Source organism: Mesorhizobium waimense, from assembly GCF_003601975.1.
In the GTDB taxonomy this organism is placed as follows: domain Bacteria; phylum Pseudomonadota; class Alphaproteobacteria; order Rhizobiales; family Rhizobiaceae; genus Mesorhizobium; species Mesorhizobium waimense.
Genome location: NZ_QZWZ01000002.1, coordinates 502,511 through 519,916 on the forward strand (window position 1 = coordinate 502,511; position 17,406 = coordinate 519,916).

16 protein-coding genes are annotated in these 17,406 nt (G+C 63.8%); 6 read left to right on the forward strand and 10 right to left on the reverse strand.

The features are described 5' to 3' along the window. The first annotated feature begins 2 nt into the window (after window positions 1–2). From D3227_RS05025 to D3227_RS05035, 3 genes are all read left to right on the forward strand, one after another. Window positions 3–2,078 (forward strand): prolyl oligopeptidase family serine peptidase, encoded by a 2,076-nt coding sequence (locus D3227_RS05025; RefSeq protein WP_120012997.1) that lies wholly within the window; start codon window positions 3–5, stop codon window positions 2,076–2,078. A gap of 93 nt (window positions 2,079–2,171) precedes the next feature. Continuing rightward, the gene (locus D3227_RS05030; RefSeq protein ID WP_245451645.1) at window positions 2,172–2,285 is read left to right on the forward strand and encodes a capsid protein; all 114 of its coding nucleotides are present in this window, start codon (window positions 2,172–2,174) and stop codon (window positions 2,283–2,285) included. A 52-nt stretch (window positions 2,286–2,337) separates the two neighbouring features. After that, complete coding sequence (locus tag D3227_RS05035; RefSeq protein ID WP_120012999.1) at window positions 2,338–3,717, forward strand: aspartate aminotransferase family protein; 1,380 nt, start codon at window positions 2,338–2,340, stop codon at window positions 3,715–3,717. 380 nt (window positions 3,718–4,097) lie between these two features. Here the strand turns inward: D3227_RS05035 and mmsB are convergent, their stop codons facing one another. Together mmsB and D3227_RS05045 are read right to left on the reverse strand one after the other, a co-directional pair. Further along, the gene (mmsB, locus tag D3227_RS05040; protein ID WP_120013000.1) at window positions 4,098–4,982 is read right to left on the reverse strand and encodes a 3-hydroxyisobutyrate dehydrogenase; all 885 of its coding nucleotides are present in this window, start codon (window positions 4,980–4,982) and stop codon (window positions 4,098–4,100) included. A gap of 20 nt (window positions 4,983–5,002) precedes the next feature. Continuing rightward, window positions 5,003–6,169, reverse strand: a complete 1,167-nt coding sequence (locus D3227_RS05045) for an isobutyryl-CoA dehydrogenase (RefSeq protein ID WP_120013001.1) — start codon at window positions 6,167–6,169, stop codon at window positions 5,003–5,005. 140 nt (window positions 6,170–6,309) lie between these two features. On the opposite strand from D3227_RS05045, the gene D3227_RS05050 reads away from it, so the two are divergent. Together D3227_RS05050 and D3227_RS05055 are read left to right on the forward strand one after the other, a co-directional pair. Continuing rightward, entirely contained in the window at window positions 6,310–6,924 is a 615-nt protein-coding gene (locus D3227_RS05050) for a dimethylsulfonioproprionate lyase family protein (protein ID WP_120013002.1), read from the forward strand. After that, complete coding sequence (locus D3227_RS05055; RefSeq protein WP_120013003.1) at window positions 6,924–8,399, forward strand: cobyric acid synthase; 1,476 nt, start codon at window positions 6,924–6,926, stop codon at window positions 8,397–8,399. Before D3227_RS05050 ends, D3227_RS05055 begins: the two co-directional genes overlap by 1 nt. A 7-nt stretch (window positions 8,400–8,406) precedes the next feature. Here D3227_RS05055 and D3227_RS05060 read toward each other — a convergent pair whose 3' ends face one another. From D3227_RS05060 to D3227_RS05070, 3 genes are all read right to left on the reverse strand, one after another. Further along, a complete protein-coding gene (locus tag D3227_RS05060; RefSeq protein ID WP_120013071.1) occupies window positions 8,407–8,826 on the reverse strand; it encodes a VOC family protein in 420 nt (139 codons plus the stop codon). A 73-nt stretch (window positions 8,827–8,899) separates the two neighbouring features. After that, window positions 8,900–9,712, reverse strand: coding sequence for a helix-turn-helix domain-containing protein (locus D3227_RS05065; protein ID WP_120013004.1), 813 nt, complete (start codon window positions 9,710–9,712; stop codon window positions 8,900–8,902). 202 nt (window positions 9,713–9,914) lie between these two features. Beyond that, window positions 9,915–10,085 (reverse strand): hypothetical protein, encoded by a 171-nt coding sequence (locus D3227_RS05070; protein ID WP_006203375.1) that lies wholly within the window; start codon window positions 10,083–10,085, stop codon window positions 9,915–9,917. A 230-nt stretch (window positions 10,086–10,315) separates the two neighbouring features. Here D3227_RS05070 and D3227_RS05075 point away from each other — a divergent pair, with 230 nt between their 5' ends. Further along, a complete protein-coding gene (locus D3227_RS05075; RefSeq protein ID WP_120013005.1) occupies window positions 10,316–10,747 on the forward strand; it encodes a TerB family tellurite resistance protein in 432 nt (143 codons plus the stop codon). A gap of 18 nt (window positions 10,748–10,765) precedes the next feature. Here D3227_RS05075 and D3227_RS05080 read toward each other — a convergent pair whose 3' ends face one another. The 5 genes from D3227_RS05080 to D3227_RS05105 all read right to left on the reverse strand — a co-directional run bounded on the left by D3227_RS05080 (window position 10,766) and on the right by D3227_RS05105 (window position 17,343). Continuing rightward, complete coding sequence (locus D3227_RS05080; RefSeq protein WP_120013006.1) at window positions 10,766–12,388, reverse strand: ABC transporter ATP-binding protein; 1,623 nt, start codon at window positions 12,386–12,388, stop codon at window positions 10,766–10,768. Next, the gene (locus D3227_RS05085; protein WP_120013007.1) at window positions 12,385–13,254 is read right to left on the reverse strand and encodes an ABC transporter permease; all 870 of its coding nucleotides are present in this window, start codon (window positions 13,252–13,254) and stop codon (window positions 12,385–12,387) included. The genes D3227_RS05080 and D3227_RS05085 overlap by 4 nt, the downstream gene beginning before the upstream one ends. Then, complete coding sequence (locus tag D3227_RS05090; RefSeq protein ID WP_120013008.1) at window positions 13,251–14,198, reverse strand: ABC transporter permease; 948 nt, start codon at window positions 14,196–14,198, stop codon at window positions 13,251–13,253. The genes D3227_RS05085 and D3227_RS05090 overlap by 4 nt, the downstream gene beginning before the upstream one ends. Window positions 14,199–14,454: 256 nt before the next feature. Continuing rightward, window positions 14,455–15,933 carry an ABC transporter substrate-binding protein gene (locus D3227_RS05100; RefSeq protein WP_120013009.1) on the reverse strand — a complete coding sequence of 493 codons (1,479 nt, stop codon included), beginning with the start codon at window positions 15,931–15,933 and terminating at the stop codon, window positions 14,455–14,457. Window positions 15,934–16,062: 129 nt separating this feature from the next. After that, complete coding sequence (locus D3227_RS05105; RefSeq protein ID WP_120013010.1) at window positions 16,063–17,343, reverse strand: acetylornithine deacetylase/succinyl-diaminopimelate desuccinylase family protein; 1,281 nt, start codon at window positions 17,341–17,343, stop codon at window positions 16,063–16,065. Window positions 17,344–17,406: the final 63 nt, after the last annotated feature.

Here is a 17,406-nt window from a genome sequence, read left to right on the forward strand (position 1 = left end):
GCGTGACCCAATCGACGACAAAACGCCAGACCGAAGCCGCTGTCGAAGACCCCTTCCTCTGGTTGGAGGACCGAAGCGGGAAAGAGGCGCTCGACTGGGTTCACCGCCAGAACGAGGTCACAGTCGGCGAATTGCAGGGCGATCCGTCCTACCAGGCTGCGTTCGAAACCGCGCTCGACCTGATGACGGCCGAGGACAACATCGCCGTTGGCGCTGCGCTCAACGGCCATGTCTACAATTTCTGGCAGGACAGGACCAATGTGCTGGGCCTCTGGCGCCGCACGACGGTCGCCTCCTACAAGACCGACAAGCCCGAATGGCAGACGATCATCGACTTTGACGTGCTCTCGGCCAAAGAGGGCGTCAAATGGGTGTTCAGCGGTGCGAGCCGCCTCTACCCTGACTTCAACCTTTGCCTGGTCTCGATGTCGCCGGATGGCGGCGATGCCAGCGAGATGCGCGAGTTCGACATCGCGGCGAAATCCTTCGTCGAGGACGGCTTTCGCGCGCCAGCCTCGAAGTCGGGTTTCTCCTGGCTGGACAAGGACACGGTGATCGTCTCGGCCGCCTTCGAGGAGGAGGACAAGACCCAGTCCGGCTATCCGCGCGTCGTCAAGCTTTGGCAGCGCGGTACGAAACTGGAGGACGCGACGCTGATCTTCGAGGCCGAGAAGCAGGATCTCGCGGCCGGCGGCGGGGTCGAGATCGACGGCGACAGGCGGCACCTGTTCCTTGCCCGCACCATCGACTTCTTCTCCTCGCACAGCTTCCTGCGATTGGCTTCCGGCGAGAACAGGCGCATCCCGCTGCCGGACGACGTCACCGACACGGCGATCTTCAGGGGGCAACTGGTATTCGGCGTGCGCAGTCCGTGGACGGCGCCAGACGGCACGAATTGTCTGCCCGACGCTCTCTATTCGGTGGATTTCGAGCGCTGGATCGAAACAGGCGCGCTGGGGCCTGCCGAAACCGTGCTCGAGCCAGCGCACCGGGTCTCGATCGCCGGGCTCGCGCGCACGCAGGAGCGACTGTTCATCAATTTGATGGACAATGTGCGCGGCAAGGTCATCGCCTGCGACCGCGTCGGCAGCGGATGGTCGCTCAAGCCAGTCGCGCTGCCGGAAAACGGCAATGTCGGCATCAGCCATGCCGAGCATTTCGGTACCAGCGTCTCCTTCTCCTTCACCGATTTCCTGACCCCGAGCTCGATCATCTGGTCGGACAACGATGGCGAGACGCTGGCGACGGTGAAGTCGCAGCCGGCGCGTTTCGATGCTTCGCCCTATGTCTCCGAGCAGTTCGAGGCGCGCTCGAAGGACGGCACCATGGTCCCGTATTTCGTCGTCCGGCGCCGCGACCAGAAAGGACCGGTGCCGACGCTGCTCTACGGCTATGGCGGTTTCGAAGTGCCGCTCTTGCCCGGCTACGCCGGCGTGCGCGGCAGGCTGTGGCTGGAGAAAGGCAATGCCTATGTGCAGGCCAGCATCCGCGGCGGCGGCGAGTTCGGCCCGGCCTGGCACCAGGCGGCGCTCAAGGGCAACCGTCAGAATGCCTTCGACGACTTCGCCGCGGTTGCACAGGATGTCGTCAGGCGCGGCATTGCCACGGCGGCCTCGCTTGGCATTCAGGGCGGCTCGAATGGCGGCCTGCTGACCGGCGTCTCGCTGACGCAGCGCCCGGAGCTGTTCGGCGCCGTCATCATCGACGTGCCGTTGCTCGACATGCTGCGCTACACCGAATTGCCACCCGGTGCTTCCTGGATGGCCGAATATGGCGATCCCTCGAAGTCGGAAGAGGCGGCGTGGCTCTCCGCTTATTCGCCCTACCAGCATGTCGCGGCCGACGCTGACTATCCGCCGGTGCTCCTGACCACTTCGACGGCAGACGACCGTGTCCATCCCGGCCATGCCCGCAAGATGGCAGCACGCCTGCAGGCCGCCGGCCATGCGAGAGCGCTGTTCTTCGAGGAGACCGAGGGCGGACATGGCGGGCGCGGCGATCGCCGGCCGCAGGCGGCACAGGCTGCGATGCGCTATGTGTTTCTGCAAGGGGCGCTGGAGCATCGGACCGAAAAGTGAAATCGGTTTTCGGATGATCCCATGCTCATTCGAAAGACTTGCCACGGCTTGAACACAAGGCCTCAGGCGTCATAAGGTGCCGCCATGGCTCTGATGAAGACATCCAGCGCATTCGGGGTGGCGGTGACGCCGTCACCGCGCACGCTGCGTGCCGAGCTTCTGCGCCTGTGCGCCCGCATCGGCTATTCGCCGCCCGCCTTCCTCTGACGAATCCGCCCCGGCAGCTTGCCGGATTGATTCAAGAGGAAAGACCAAACTCATGACCTATCAGAATTATTCGCTGAAGCAGCTTCAGCAGATCGACGCCGCGCATCATCTGCATCCGTTCACCGACCACAAGGAATTGCGCGAGGCCGGCTCGCGCATCATCACGCATGCCAATGGGCCGTTCATCTACGATGCCGACGGCACGGAAATCCTCGACGGCATGGCCGGGCTGTGGTGCGTCAATGTCGGCTATGGCCGCGACGAGCTGGCCGAGGCGGCCTATGCCCAGATGAAGGAGCTGCCCTACTATAACTCCTTCTTCAAATGCTCGACGCCGACGCCGGTGCTGTTGTCCAAAAAGCTGGCGGAACTGGCGCCAAAGGGCGTCAGCCAGGTGTTCTACGGCTCATCCGGCTCAGAGGCCAACGACACGGCGCTGCGGCTTGTGCGCCATTATTGGGCGCTGGAAGGCAAGCCGGAGAAGAACCGCATCATCTCGCGCAAGATGGGCTATCACGGCTCGACCATCGCCGGCACCTCGCTCGGCGGTATGGAGCCGATGCACAAGCAGCTCGGCGGCGCGGTGCCCAACATCGTCCATGTGATGATGCCCTATGCCTATGAGCTGGCGCTGCCCGGCGAAAGCGACCATGATTTCGGCCTGCGCGCGGCCAAGGCGGTCGAGGACGCTATCCTCGAAGCCGGCGCCGACAAGGTCGCAGCCTTCATCGGCGAGCCGGTGATGGGCGCGGGTGGGGTGAAGATCCCGCCGATGAGCTACTGGCCGGAGGTGCAGCGTATCTGCCGCAAATACGATGTTCTCCTGATGCTGGACGAGGTCATCACCGGCTATGGCCGCACCGGCGAGTGGTTCGCCGCGCAAACCTTCGGCATCGAGCCCGACACCATAACCACGGCCAAGGCGCTGACGTCGGGCTACCAGCCGCTGTCGGCGCTCTTGGTCGGTGACCGCATTGCCGCGACGCTGGTCGAGAAGGGTGGCGAGTTCTATCACGGCTACACCTATTCCGGTCACCCCGTGGCCTGTGCCGTGGCGCTGAAGAACATCGAGATCATGGAGCGCGAGGGTCTGGTCGATCGGGTCAAGAACGACACCGGGCCGTACTTCGCTGAAGCCTTGCAGGACCGCATTGCCGGGCACAATCTGGTCGGCGAGGTGCGTTCGATCGGGCTGATGGGCGCGATCGAGATCGTCAAGGACAAGGCGACCAAGGAACGCTTCCTGCCGGCGGGCAGTGCCGCCGTGGTCGTGCGCGACCACGCCATCGCCCAGGGCTTGATGCTGCGCGCCACCGGCGACACGATGATCCTGTCGCCGCCGCTGATCTGGACACGCGAGACCATCGACATGGCCTGCGAGCGCATTGCCAAGGCGCTCGACCTGGCGGAAGCGGATCTGCGCAAGCGGTAATTTGTTTTGACGCAATTCCGGACGGAAAACCGTTTCACACTTTTCCTGGAATTGCTCCAAGCGAACAATCGTCTGGCGCCTTCGGTGAGGGCGCCAGATGTTCTGGCTCGCGAAGCAGCGTTGCCAAACGCAAAAACCGCGCCCCACCGGGAACGCGGCTTTGCCAGATACGCATGGCGTTTCGCCAACAAAACACTTGCGAAACTTACGGGCTCCGGTACGCGAGACCTGATCCGGAGCGCCGGGCGGATGCGAAATGTCCGCCTCGCTGTCCGTTTTATAGGCACATCGTTACCGGCCGGTTATCGAGAACTTAAGCAAATCTAAATTTACGCTCTTTCCACCGGATAAAGCGAAAAAAGCGCTGTGAAATTCGAAGCTTAATTAGAATTGCCGCGCAGAAAATTTATGATGCCGGAAAAGTCGGCGCCGGCATTCCCTTGCGCGTTGAACAGCGCGTAGAGCTGCGTCGCCTCGGCGCCGAGCGGCGTCACCGCGCCAGCGCCTTGGGCGGCCTCCTGCGACAGCTTTAGATCCTTCAACATCAGTGCCGCGGCAAAGCCGGGCTTGTAGTCGCGGTTGGCAGGCGACGCCGGCACCGGGCCGGGTACCGGGCAGTAGCTGGTCAGCGACCAGCATTGGCCCGACGAGGTCGAGGCGACATCGAACAGCGCCTGGTGCGAAAGCCCGAGTTTTTCCGCCAGCACGAAAGCTTCCGCAACGCCGATCATCGAGATGCCGAGAATCATGTTGTTGCAGATTTTTGCCGCCTGTCCGGCGCCGTCGCCGCCGCAATGGACGACGCGGCCGGCCATCGGCTTGAGGATCGGCTCGGCCGCGGCGAACGCGTCTTTCGAACCGCCGGCCATGAAGGTCAGCGTTCCCGCAGTGGCGCCGCCGGTGCCGCCGGAGACCGGCGCGTCGATCGACGCTAGCCGATGCTTGCTTGCGATGGCATGCGCCTTGCGCGCCGATTCGACGTCGATGGTCGAGGAATCGACGAACAGCGCGCCCTTCTTCGCCTTGGGCGTGATGTCCTCATAGACCGACAGCACATGCTTGCCGGCAGGCAGCATGGTGATGACCGCATCGGCGTCCTTCACCGCGGCAACCGCATTGGCCATGATGACGACGCCGTGCTCCCGGGCGATAGTCAGGTTCTCCGGCATCAGGTCGAAGCCGTGCACGGTATGCCCCGCCTTGACCAGATTGGCGGCCATCGGATTGCCCATGTTGCCGAGGCCGATGAAGGCGATGGTGGTCATCGAATGTCTCCCGGTTCTGCTCAGCGGCCGATCAGCGCGCGGGCGATGATGATCCGCATGATCTCGTTGGTGCCTTCGAGGATCTGGTGGACGCGCAGGTCCCGCACCAGCTTCTCGATGCCGTAGTCGTGCAAATAGCCGTAGCCGCCATGCAGCTGCAGGGCGTCGTTGGCGACATTGAAGCCGGTGTCGGTGACGAAGCGCTTGGCCATGGCCGACCATTTGCCGGCATCCGGCGCCTTGCGGTCGAGCTTCGAGGCGGCGGTGTAGAGGAACATCCTGGCCGCCTGCAGCTCGGTCTCCATGTCGGCGAGCTTGAACTGCAGCGCCTGGAACTGGTTGATCTTCGACCCGAAGGCCTTGCGCTCCGCCGTGTAGGCGAGCGCCTTGTCGAGCGCCGATTGCGCGCCGCCCAGCGAACAGGCGGCGATGTTCAACCGGCCGCCATCGAGGCCGGCCATGGCGATGCCGAAACCGGCGCCCTCGGTCGACAGCAGGTTTTCCGCCGGCACCTTGCAGTCCTCGAAGATGACCTGGCGGGTCGACTGCATGTGCCAACCCATCTTGTGCTCATTTGCGCCGAAGGAAAGGCCCGGCGCATCCTTGGGCACGACGAAGGTAGAGATGCCCTTCGGCCCGTCGGCGCCGGTGCGCGCCATGACGACATAGAGGTCGCTGTCGCCGGCGCCGGAGATGAACTGTTTGGCGCCGTTGAGCACATAGCCGTCGCCGCTCTTCACCGCGCGCGACTTCAGCGCCGCTGCATCCGAGCCGGAGCCTGGTTCGGTCAGGCAGTAGCTGGCCAGCCATTCCATAGATGTCAGCTTCGGCAAAAAGCGCTGGCGCTGCTCCTCGTTGCCGAAACGGTCGATCATCGACGCCACCATGTTGTGGATCGAGATGAAGGAGGAAAAGGCGGGGTCGGCACGCGACAGGGCCTCGAAGATCAGCACGGCGTCGAGCCGCCCGAGCGCCGAGCCGCCGACATCGTCGCGGACATAGATGCCGCCAAGGCCGAGCGGGCCCGTCTCGCGGATCACGTCGGCGGGGAAATGCTTCGCCCTGTCCCAGTCGAGCGCGTTGGGCGCGACGCGGTCGGCGGCGAAGGCTTGCGCCATCTCCTGGATGGCGCGCTGGTCCTCGTTGAGTTCGAACTGGCTGGTGCTCGCATCGACCGCGGCGTCCATGGCGTGCTCCCTATGTCCTTGGCCAGTCTCTGGCCTGTCGTTTTTGGCTTTGCGCGCCGCTCAATCTAGACCAATGATGCCGCCGCGCAACCCGGCCTGCTGCGCAGCGGCCGTGCGCGAATGGATCAGCGGAGTATAGCGTGCCGACACATTTCGATGACCTCCTCGATGGCTTCCATGGCTATCTGGACACGGTGGACAGTGCGCTGGTACGGGACGCCGTGGCGCAAATCGACTGGGACATGCCGGCCCGTGCGCTCGCGCCGCATGCGCTGCCTTGCCTTGCCCAACTCGACCGTATCGTCGAGCTTGCTCCGGCCCACGCCAGACCGCTGGCGCGGCTGCTGGCCCGGCGCCGGAACGAATTCCGCTGGGGGCAGACCTATAATGTGACGGATTTCGGCGCGGCATTTCTGGAAAAATATGGCTGGCTGGAGGTGTTCGGCACGCGCGGCCATTTTGCCAATGACGAGGTTGCGGCCGGCCTGCTGATCCTCGGACCCGGCATCGTCTATCCAGACCACCATCATGTCGCCGAGGAGATCTACATTCCGCTGACCGGCGACACTGAATGGCGCATGGGCGAGGGTGGCTTTCGCGTTCGCGAGGCCGGCGAAGTGATTCATCACGCGTCGAATGTCAGCCACGCCATGCGCACGGCCAAGGAGCCGTTGCTGGCGCTCTATATCTGGCGCGGTGGGCCGCTGGCGCAGAAGTCTGATATCACCGGCACCGTTGCGCAGGGCAGGGCGTGATGGCCAAGGCGATCATGCTGCAAGGCACGGGCTCGGATGTCGGCAAGACGGTGCTGGTCGCGGGGCTCTGCCGCGCCGCGAAGAAACGCGGCCTGAAGGTCCGGCCGTTCAAGCCGCAGAACATGTCGAACAACGCCGCCGTCGCCGACATTCCAGGCGACAACAATGCCGCCGGCGGCGAGATCGGCCGCGCTCAGTGGTTGCAGGCGATCGCCTGCGGTGTTGCGCCAACCGTCCACATGAACCCCGTGCTACTCAAGCCGCAGACCGATATCGGCTCGCAAGTGGTGGTGCAGGGCAAGGTGTTCGGCGAGGCACGGGCGCGCGACTACCAGGCGATGAAGGGCCGGCTGATGGATGCCGTGCTGGAGTCCTGGGCGAAGGTCGGCGAGGGAGCGGACCTCGTCATCGTGGAGGGGGCGGGCTCGCCGGCCGAAATCAATCTCCGCAGCCGCGACATAGCCAATATGGGTTTTGCGACGCGCGCCAACGTGCCGGTGGTCCTGGTCGGCGACATCGACCGGGGCGGCGTCATCGCCTCGGTCGCCGGCACGCATCTGATCCTTCCGGAAAAGGACCGGCGCATGATTGCCGGCTACCTCATCAACAAGTTTCGTGGCGATGTTTCGCTGTTCGACGACGGCATCAAGGCGATCGAAAAATTCACCGGCTGGCGCTGTTTTGGCGTCGTGCCGTGGCTGAAGGCGGCGGCGCGGTTGCCTTCGGAGGATTCGGTGGTGCTCGAACGGCTGGTGTCCGGCGAAAGGCGGGCGCTGAAGGTCGCCGTGCCGATGCTTGGCCGCATCGCCAATTTCGACGACCTCGACCCGCTCAAGGCCGAACCGCAGGTCGAGGTCGTGTTCGTGCCGCCGGGCCAGCGTCTCCCGGAGGACGCCGGCCTGGTGGTCATTCCCGGCTCCAAGTCGACGATCGGCGATCTCCTGAAATTCCGCGAGAATGGCTGGGATCGCGACCTTCTCGCCCACCGCAAGCGCGGCGGCCATGTCGTCGGCATTTGCGGCGGCTTCCAGATGCTGGGGCGTGTGGTGCGCGACCCCGACGGCATCGAAGGCAGCGTCACCGAAACAGAGGGCCTTGGCCTGCTCGACTTCGAAACAGTGATGGAGCCAGAAAAGATCGTGCGCAATTCCAGCGCCCGGTCGGTACAGTTCGACCTTCCGCTGGAAGGTTACGAGATCCATCTCGGCCGCACCACCGGTCCGGATATGGCGCGGCCGTCCGCCGTCATCAATGGCGCCGATGACGGCGCCGTTTCCTCCGACGGCAAGGTGATGGGCACTTACCTGCACGGGCTGTTTTCGGCCGACGCCTTCCGGGCGAAATTCCTGGAGAGCCTCGGCGTCAAGGGCGGTGGTATCGACTATCGCGCCGAGGTCGAACGGGCGCTGGACGAGGTCGCAGCCGAACTGGAAACCCATCTCGACTGCGACGCGATTTTTGGGTTGGCACGGTAAAGCCTGCCTATGTCTTTTCGCCGGCCTTCGGCCAATAGGTGCCGAAGGACCAGACATTGCCTTCCGGATCGCGGCAGATGAATTCGCGGCTGCCATAGTCGCGGTCGGTCAATTCCTGGATGATCGTGGCGCCGGCTTTCTTTGCTCGGGTATAGGCGGCGTCGGCATCGTCGACGGCGACATAGATCGACTTGCCGCCACCCGAACCCGGTTCGCCGACCATCTTGCCGTAATCGTCGTCGCGCGCGGTGCCCAGCATGATCATCGAGGAGCCGAAGACGAGTTCGGCGTGGTGCACGACATCGCCCTCGCCATAGCGGGCACGAACGGTGAAGCCGAAGGCCTCGCCGAGCCAGTCGATCATTTTTGCCGCGTTCTTGTAGCGCAGGGCAGGGTAGAGCCGGGGTGCTTCGTTGGTCGTGGGCATCGGGAACCTCATTCGTTCGGGTTGGTCGATAACCCAGTCTGGGCGAAGGCTGTTCCGGCGTCTTGAAGAAATGTTACCCGTTTGTTAGCGCCGTCGGTGTCTCGCCGGCGAGGTCGCGGAACTCGCGCACCAGATGCGCCTGGTCGGCATAGCCGCAATCAGCGGCGATGTCGGCCCAGTCGCTGTTGTCCTGTCTCGACAGGCCAAGCGCGCGGTTGAAGCGGACGATGCGCGACAGCGTCTTCGGGCCGATGCCGATCGCATCGGAGAATTTCCCCGCAAGGTGCTTGCGGCTCCAGCCTAACCTTCCAGCCAGCGTGGCGATGCGGGTGCGCCCGCCGGAGGCGATAATGCTGTCATAGGCCCAGCCGATTTCGGCCTGCATAGGATCCGTCGAAGCCAGCCGGGTGGCGACGAAACTCTCGGCGATGGCGAAGCGCGCGTTCCAATCCCGCGCATCGCCGAGCTGTTCGCGCAACGCAATGCCTTCGAGGCCAAGCACGTCGTCGAGGCCGACCATGCGGTCAGTCAATTCGCTCATCGGCTGGCCGAAGAAGCGGCGAGCGCCGAGCGGTGTGAAGTTGATCTGCACGCAGCAGGCGCCGCCGAAGGATTCGATCACCACCGGCCCGGCAAAAAGGCCGGCGGCAAAGCTGGCGAAGCGATCATTGTCGCCGGGGTTCTTGCCAAGACCGATAGCGAAGGGTTCGGCAAAGCTGATGATCAGCGGCACGGTCAGAGAGGCATATTCGACGTTGCGGAAATGGCCTGAAATCGTTTCGCGGTAACCGCACATGTCGGTGACCACGCCCTGCAGCTGCGGGCCGGGCAGGCGACGTACTATCTCGAACCGGCTCGGATCAGGCTCTTCGTTAGCGGCGGCCACGGCGTCTCCTCCGGCAAGGAAACTAGCAGACCATGCGTCAAAATCAAAAGCGCCCGGCTTGGCACCGGGCGCTTCGGCTACCTGAGATCTTGCAGTGCTTGAAGCGCGTGGCGTCCAACGAAATTCATGCGACGCGCTTCAAGCCTATGTTTTCATGCAGGTCGTTGTCCCAAAACCGCTACGCACTTTTGGGCGACATGCATCAGGCGCCGCGCATCATGCAGCCGCCGGCAAGCACGATGTAGGCGATGAGCACAATCCAAACTGATGCGAGGGGAATGAACGCAAGAACGCCAAGAGCAGCGAGAACGCCGATGATGGCGATGACAAGGGCAATAATGAAAATAAGCTGAGTAGGTGCACTAAGATTCATGTGTGGCTCCTCCAACATGATTCGTACGCCGGCATTCTATCAGGCGCGCAGTCATACACCAATCAAGGTGCGCAGCGGATTCGCCGGGTTGGCCAGGCGCGTTATCGCCAGATCCACGCGGGCGAGGAGGGTTTCGACTGGGAAGAAAATTGCGCGCGTTCGACGAACGCCACCCCGTTTGCGAAAAGGCGATTCCGCGCTAACTATACAGGAATTGGAAAGGGGCTCTGATGGCGTTCGCATTGCTTGACCAGATACGCTCGATCTTCGAAGGCGATCCCGGTGTGCGCAAAGTCGCTGACGACCCGGTGCTGTCAGCGGAACTCTTGATGCTGTTTCGCATGATCCTGGCCGACGGCTCGGTAAGTGAGAGCGAAATGGTCGCCTTCCGCCGCATCTGCAGGGAAGCCTTTGGCATTCCCGAGGCCAGCATCGACAACGTCATCGAGTATCTCAACGAGTTCGGCTACGAGACCAACGGCTCGCAGGCCGTCGCGTTGTTCCGCGACCTCGACGTCGAGCGGCGCAAGCTGCTCGCCCGACACATGGCCGAGATCGCCAAGGCCAACTCGCAACTGGCCGAGAGCGAGGTGCGGCTGCTGCGGCGTACGCTGGACCTGCTCGACATCAGTCCGGTCGATGTGGTGAAGCCGGAAGAATAGGCCGGCGTCGACGGCGGCTCACCCTTGCTCCTGCAGCCGCCGCGCGATAGCCCGATGCAGATCGGGAGCGGCGGCGACCAGGGCCTTGGCCGCCTCGGACTGCGGATGATCCAGCACCTCGCTCGTCTTGCCGCGCTCGACGATCCTGCCGTCATGCATGACCAGCACCTCGTCGGTGATGGCGCGGGCGACGGTCAGGTCGTGGGTGATGAACAGATAGGCGATGCCGAGCTTCTGATTGAGCTCGGCGAACAGATCGAGGATCTGGGCGCGGATCGAGACATCGAGCGCCGAGACCGGCTCGTCGGCGACCACCAGTTTCGGGCGAGTGATGATGGCGCGGGCGATCGATAGGCGCTGGCGCTGGCCGCCGGAAAATTCATGCGGATATTTGTCCATGTCGCGCGGACCAAGGCCGACCTCGTGCAGCGCATGCGCCACCATCTCGCGTCGCTCCGCAGGCGTTGGCTTCTTCTCCAGCACATGCAGCGGTTCGGCAACGAGTTTCTCGACCTTCTGGCGCGGGTCGAAGGAGCCGTACGGATCCTGGAACACCACCTGCATGTCGCGCCGCGCCGGCTTGAGTTCGGTCTCACTCTTGCCGGTGATGGTCTCGCCGCGAAAGCGGATCGTTCCCGAGGTTGATTTGTCCAGCGCCAGGATCATGCGGGCGAGTGTCGACTTGCCGCAACCGGAGCGCCCGACCAGCGCCACGGACTGGCCCGGCGCCATCGACAAGGACACCTCGTCGACGGCGCGGACCGGTGCTGCGCGCTTGAACAGGGACGCGCGCCGTCCGGGGTAGTCGCGCGTCACGCCCTCGACCTCAAGCAGCGGCTTGCCTTGACCGGCGCCATGCGCCTTGGGGCGAGCCGGCACATGCATCGAAGCCTGCGCCAGCTGCCGCGTGTAGGGATGGAGCTGTTCGGACAGTGTACGCGCGGTATCGCCGGCCTCCATCACCTCGCCATGGCGCAGGATGGTGATGCGGTCGGCCATCTCGGTCACCACCGCGAGGTCATGCGAGATCAGCAGCAGGCCCATGCGGTTTTCCGCGACAAGGTCGCGCACCAGGTCGAGGATCTGCGCCTGCAGCACCACGTCGAGTGCCGTCGTCGGCTCGTCGGCGATCAGCAGTTTCGGCTTCAGCGCGCAGGCGATGGCGATGACGACGCGCTGGCGCTGGCCGCCGGAAAGCTCGTGCGGGTAGCGCGACAGCGGGAAAAGTGCTGCCGGCAGGTCGACCCGGTCGAGCATTTTTCGCGCCCGCTCCTCGGCCTCGGCGCGGCTTGACCTTGTATGCCAGCGGATGCCTTCGGCCACCTGCTCGCCGATGGTCTTAACCGGGTTGAGCGCCGTCATCGGCTCCTGGAACACCATGCCGATGTCGTCACCGCGCAGCGCGCACATCTGGTCTTCGCTCGCGGCAAGGATGTCGATGCCGTCGAAGCTGACGCGGCCAGAGGCGCGCGCCGCGAAGGGCAGGAGCTGCATCACTGTCAGCGCCGTCATCGACTTGCCCGAGCCGGATTCGCCGACCAGCCCCATCACTTCGCCGGGCGCGACGGAAAGCTCCACCGCCTTCAGGATCGGCGTGTCGCCGATCGCCAGCGACAGGTTCTCGATCTCAAGCAGGCTCATCGCTGCCGCCGCGATTTCGGGTCGAGGATGTCGGCGATGCCGTCGCCGAGCAAGTTGAGGCCAAGTACGGTGGCGACGATCGCCATACCCGGGAAGATCGCCATCCACGGCGCCACCACCATGCGGGTCTGGGCGTCGAACAGCATGCGGCCCCAGCTCGGCATCGGCGGCTGGGCGCCGAGGCCGACATAGGAAAGCCCGGCTTCGGCGAGGATGCCCAGTGCGAACTGTATCGTGCCTTGCACCAGGAGCAGCGTGGCGATGTTGGGCAGGATGTGTTCGATGGTGATCAGCGTGCTGCCCTTGCCGGCGGCGCGCGCGGCAAGGATGAATTCGCGCGGCCAGATCGCTAGCGCGCCGGCCCGCGCCACGCGCGCAAACACCGGGATGTTGAAGATGCCGATTGCGATGATGGCATTGATGGCGCCCGGTCCGAAGATTGCGGTGATCATGATCGCCGAGAGCAGGGCTGGGAAGGCGAAGACGAGATCGTTCATGCGCATCAGCACTTCGTCGATGAGGCCGCCGCGCGCGGCGGCGAAGGCGCCGAACGGCACGCCGACACCCATGCCGATGCCGACAGCGACAAGCGCCACGGCAATCGAGTTGCGGGCGCCGACCATGATCATCGACAGGATATCGCGGCCGAAATGATCGGTGCCGAACCAGTGCGCCAGCGAGGGGCTTTGCGTCTTGTCCGATATCACCAGTTTTGTCACGTCGTAGGGCGTCCAGAGGTAGGAAAGGACGGCCACCGCCGCCACCAGGGCAGTGATGACGAGGCCGATGAGGAACGATCGATTGCGGAACGCCTTGGCCAGAATACGGGCAAGGGTCTCTTCGGGGATGTCGACGTGCAGCGTCATTGCCGGCTTCTCAGGCGCGGATCGACCACCGCATAGGAGAGGTCGACGATGAGGTTGACGGCGATGACGGCAGCGACCAGCAGCATGACGACGCTTTCGACGACGATCAGGTCGCGCTGGGTGATGGCCTGGAATACCAGGCGACCGAGACCAGGCAGATAGAAGACATTCTCGATGATGATGGTGCCGGCGAGCAGGAAGGCGAATTGCAGGCCGAGAATGGTCAGTACCGGGATCATGGCATTGCGCAGCGCATGCCGCCACAGCACCGCGCGGTAGGGCAGGCCCTTGGCGCGCGCCGTGCGGATATAGTCCTCGTTGAGAACCTCGATCAGCGCCGAGCGGGCGACGCGGGCCAGGATCGCCGCCTGCGGCAGAGCGAGCGCGACGGATGGCAAAAGCAGCGATTTCAGCGCCGGCCAGACACCGGCGCTCCAGCCCGGAAAGCCTCCGGCCGGCACCAGCCGCAGCCAGACGGCAAAGAGATAGATCAGCATCAGCGCGAACCAGAAATTCGGCACGGCGACGCCGAATTGCGTGGCGCCCATGGCAATCGTATCGCCGGCCTGTCCGCGGCGGCTGGCGGAATAGAGCCCGACCGGAATGGCAATGATTGTGGAGAGAGCCAGCGCGATCAGTGCCAGTGGCAGCGAGACGACGACGCGCTCGCGCACGAGGTCGATGACCGGCACCGAATAGGTGTAGGAACGGCCGAAATCGAGGCTGAGCAAGCCGCCGGCCCAGTGCAGGTAGCGCAAAGCCAGAGGCGCATTGAGGCCCATCTGGTTGCGCAGCACCTCGACCTGGTCGGCGCTGGCGTTCAGGCCCAGCATCAGCCGCGCCGGGTCGCCGGGAATGATCTCCAACACCGCGAACACCACCATGGAGGCCAGCACCAGCGTGGCGAGAGCGATGATGAGGCGTTTGAGGAGGTAAGCGGTCATGGACGTCGGGGGACCGCTGTTCGGCCCGGTGCATAGACCGGGCAAAGGTACCGTTTCGGCCCACCCCCCTCTGTCCTGCTGGATATCTCCCCCGCAAGGGGGGAGATCGGCAGAGCTGCCGACGGCACTGCTTCTTCAACGTTGATAATTGGCGAAACCAGTGATGAGGGCACAATCTCCCCCCTGTCGGAGGAGATATCCAGCAGGACAGAGGGGGGTGTGACGGAGCGCAAGTGTCGCCTTTTGGCCAACAACCTCAATCGCTCCACTTCACCTTGGTCAGGTCATTCGCCTGGATCGGCGCGTTTTCCCACAGCCCCTGCAGCTTGGCGTCCCAGACACCAACCTTCGGCAATTCGTAGAGGAACCCGACCACCGCGTCGTCGGCGAGGATCTTCTGCGCCTGCCCGAGCAGTTCCTTGCGCTTGGCCTCGTCGGAGGCGAGGTTGAGGTCGGCGATGATCTTGTCGAAGGCCGGATTGTCGTAGTTGAAGTAGTAGTCCTTGCGCGAATAGATATCGATGTCGTTGGGCTCGGTGTGCGAGACGATGGTCAGGTCGTAGTCCTTCTTGGTGAACACCTGATCCAGCCACTGCGCCCATTCGACTGGAATGATCTCCAGGTCGATGCCGACATCGCGAAGCTCCGAGGCGATGATCTCGCCGCCGAGCCGCGCATAGGAAGGCGGCGGCAGCTTCAGCGTTGCCTTGAAGCCGTTCTCGAGGCCGGCCTCCTTCAAGAGTTCCTTGGCCTTGGCGACATCATGCGGATAGTGGCCTGTGAGGTCGACATAGTCCTTGTTGGCTGGCGACATATGCGAGCCGATCGGCACGCCGAGGCCGGCCGAGGCGCCGTCGATGATTGCCTTGCGATCGAGCGCGTAGGAGATCGCCTGTCTTACCTGCAGCTTGTCGAAGGGCGGCTTCTTGTTGTTGATCGACAGGATGGTCTCGCCCTCGGTCGAGCCGATCACCACCTTGAAGCGCGGATCGTCCTTGACCTGGGCGACGCTGTCGGGATCGAAGAACGGGAAGGCCTGGATGTCGCCGGAAAGCAGTGCCGGCACGGCAGCCGCGGCGTCGGGGACGATGCGGAACTCGGCCTTGTCGAGCGCCACGGGCGTGCCCCAGTAGTTGTCGGATTTGACCAGCGTGATCGACGAGCCCTTGGCCCAGCTCTGGAACTTGAACGGGCCGGTGCCGACGGGCTTTTCCTTGTTGGTGTCGGCGGATTCCGGCGCCACCATCACCGCGTCGCCCCAGCCCATATTGTAGAGGAAGGAACCCTGCGGGTTCTTCAGTGTCACCTTCACGGTCGCCGGGTCGACCACCTCGACCTTGTCGATAGCCGCGAACAGGCCCTTTTGGGCATTGACGGAATTGTCGGCGCGGGCGCGGTCGAGCGAGAATTTTACGTCGTCGGCATTGAAGTCGGTGCCGTCGTGGAATTTCACGCCGGTGTGCAGCTTGAAGATGTAGACCTTGCCGTCATCGGAAATGGCCCAGCTTTCGGCGAGATCAGGCAGCACCTCGCCGTTCGGTCCGATGCGGGTCAGGCCTTCGAACACATTGGCGTAGAGCACTTCGTCGATCGCCGCTGCGGCACCCGCGGTCGGGTCGAGATGCGGGGGTTCGAGCGGGATGCCGATGACCAGGTCGGTGCGCGCGGCAAATGACGAGGTGCTGGCGGCAAGCGCCAGGGCCGCAGCCGCAAGAATGGTTTTCCACAATTTCATCGTGCAACTCCCATGTGCTCAAACCGGGTGGATAGAAGCGTGATTTCGAGGTGGAGTAAATTGCGTTTCGTGCTCCGCAGTGACGCCGGGGGGAATGTTTTTCCACCGGTCCGTCTGTGAGCGCCTTGATCAACCGGCGACGGTGCCGCGCAGCAGCACGTTGAGCCCGATCGCCATCACCTTGGCCGATTCCACCATATCGGCGATGCCAACCCATTCGTCTGGCCGGTGCGCGAGATCGAGAATGCCCGGACCATAGGCGATGCAGTCATAGATGTGGCCGATGCGGGCAATGTGCTTCTGGTCGTAGGTGCCGGGCGAAATCACATAGTCCGGTTCGCGGTCGAAGATCGCCATGATGCCTTGCGCCACCGCCTTCACCACCGGCGCGTCGCGCTCGGTCATCAGCGGCAGCACCTCCATGATGTCGCGGATCTCGTAGTCGAATTTCTTGCGCTCGCGCTTCAGCCGCTCGAGGATGGCGGTCACCTCGCTTTTGACCGTGGCAAGATTCTCTTCGAGCAGGAAGCGGCGGTCGATGGTCAGCCGGCAGGAATCGGGCACGTTGGGCGAAGGCAGGCCGGGCCGGAAATCCTCGGTCTGGCCGCCATGGATGGAATTGATATTCATGGTCGAGCGCCTGGCGCCCTCGGGCACGACTGGCATCCGCGTCACCTTGCGGTCGAGGGCCGGAAACAATTCATCCTCGAAAGCCTGCAGCACTGCGCCCATATGGCGCACGGCATTGTCGCCGAGGAACGGCATCGAGCCATGCGCGATCTCGCCCTTGGTCTCTATCTCCGCCCACCAGACGCCGCGATGGCCAAGGCAGATGCGGTCCTTGTTCAGCGGCTCCGGAATGATGACGTGGTCGACCTTGGGTTTTGAGAAATAACCGAGCTTGGCCAGATGGGCGACGCCGCCGAAGCCGCCGGACTCCTCGTCGACCGTGCCCGATATTTCGATGGCGCCGGGAAAATCTGGAAAGACCTCCTTGAAGGCTTCGGCAGCGATGATGGAGGAGGCCAAGCCGCCCTTCATGTCGCAGGCGCCGCGGCCGTAGACCTTGCCGTCCTTCACCAGGCCGGCAAAAGGATCGACGCTCCAGCCTTCGCCGGCCTCGACGACGTCGATATGCGAGTTGAAATGCACGCAGGCGCCGGGCGAGCGGCCGTCGAAACGGGCGACGACATTGACGCGCGGATAGCGGTCGGTGTCGCCAGGCGTGCCTTCGGCGCGGATGAACTCGGTTTCGAACCCGTGCTTCTTCAGCCGCGCACCAATGTATTCCGCGCACGGCCTGTAGGCCTCGCCCGGCGGATTGATGGTCGGAAAGCGGATCAGTTCGGCGGTTAGCGTAACCAGGTCGTCGACCCGAGCGTCGACGGCCCTCAGGAGTCGTTCGTTCATTACGGGATTTGAGCAGCGAACCGGGTCATTTTGCAAGCGCGATACTGAAGCCGCTGAAACTGC

Coding starts and splice junctions, on each gene's coding strand:
- D3227_RS05045 (WP_120013001.1), bottom strand. CDS start 6,169: ATGGACGCCGCGGTCGATGCGAGCACCAGCCAGTTCGAACTCAACGAG.
- D3227_RS05055 (WP_120013003.1), top strand. CDS start 6,924: ATGGCCAAGGCGATCATGCTGCAAGGCACGGGCTCGGATGTCGGCAAG.
- D3227_RS05060 (WP_120013071.1), bottom strand. CDS start 8,826: ATGCCCACGACCAACGAAGCACCCCGGCTCTACCCTGCCCTGCGCTAC.
- D3227_RS05085 (WP_120013007.1), bottom strand. CDS start 13,254: ATGACGCTGCACGTCGACATCCCCGAAGAGACCCTTGCCCGTATTCTG.
- D3227_RS05090 (WP_120013008.1), bottom strand. CDS start 14,198: ATGACCGCTTACCTCCTCAAACGCCTCATCATCGCTCTCGCCACGCTG.
- D3227_RS05100 (WP_120013009.1), bottom strand. CDS start 15,933: ATGAAATTGTGGAAAACCATTCTTGCGGCTGCGGCCCTGGCGCTTGCC.
- D3227_RS05105 (WP_120013010.1), bottom strand. CDS start 17,343: ATGAACGAACGACTCCTGAGGGCCGTCGACGCTCGGGTCGACGACCTG.
- mmsB (WP_120013000.1), bottom strand. CDS start 4,982: ATGACCACCATCGCCTTCATCGGCCTCGGCAACATGGGCAATCCGATG.
- D3227_RS05030 (WP_245451645.1), top strand. CDS start 2,172: ATGAAGACATCCAGCGCATTCGGGGTGGCGGTGACGCCGTCACCGCGC.
- D3227_RS05035 (WP_120012999.1), top strand. CDS start 2,338: ATGACCTATCAGAATTATTCGCTGAAGCAGCTTCAGCAGATCGACGCC.
- D3227_RS05075 (WP_120013005.1), top strand. CDS start 10,316: ATGGCGTTCGCATTGCTTGACCAGATACGCTCGATCTTCGAAGGCGAT.
- D3227_RS05070 (WP_006203375.1), bottom strand. CDS start 10,085: ATGAATCTTAGTGCACCTACTCAGCTTATTTTCATTATTGCCCTTGTC.
- D3227_RS05080 (WP_120013006.1), bottom strand. CDS start 12,388: ATGAGCCTGCTTGAGATCGAGAACCTGTCGCTGGCGATCGGCGACACG.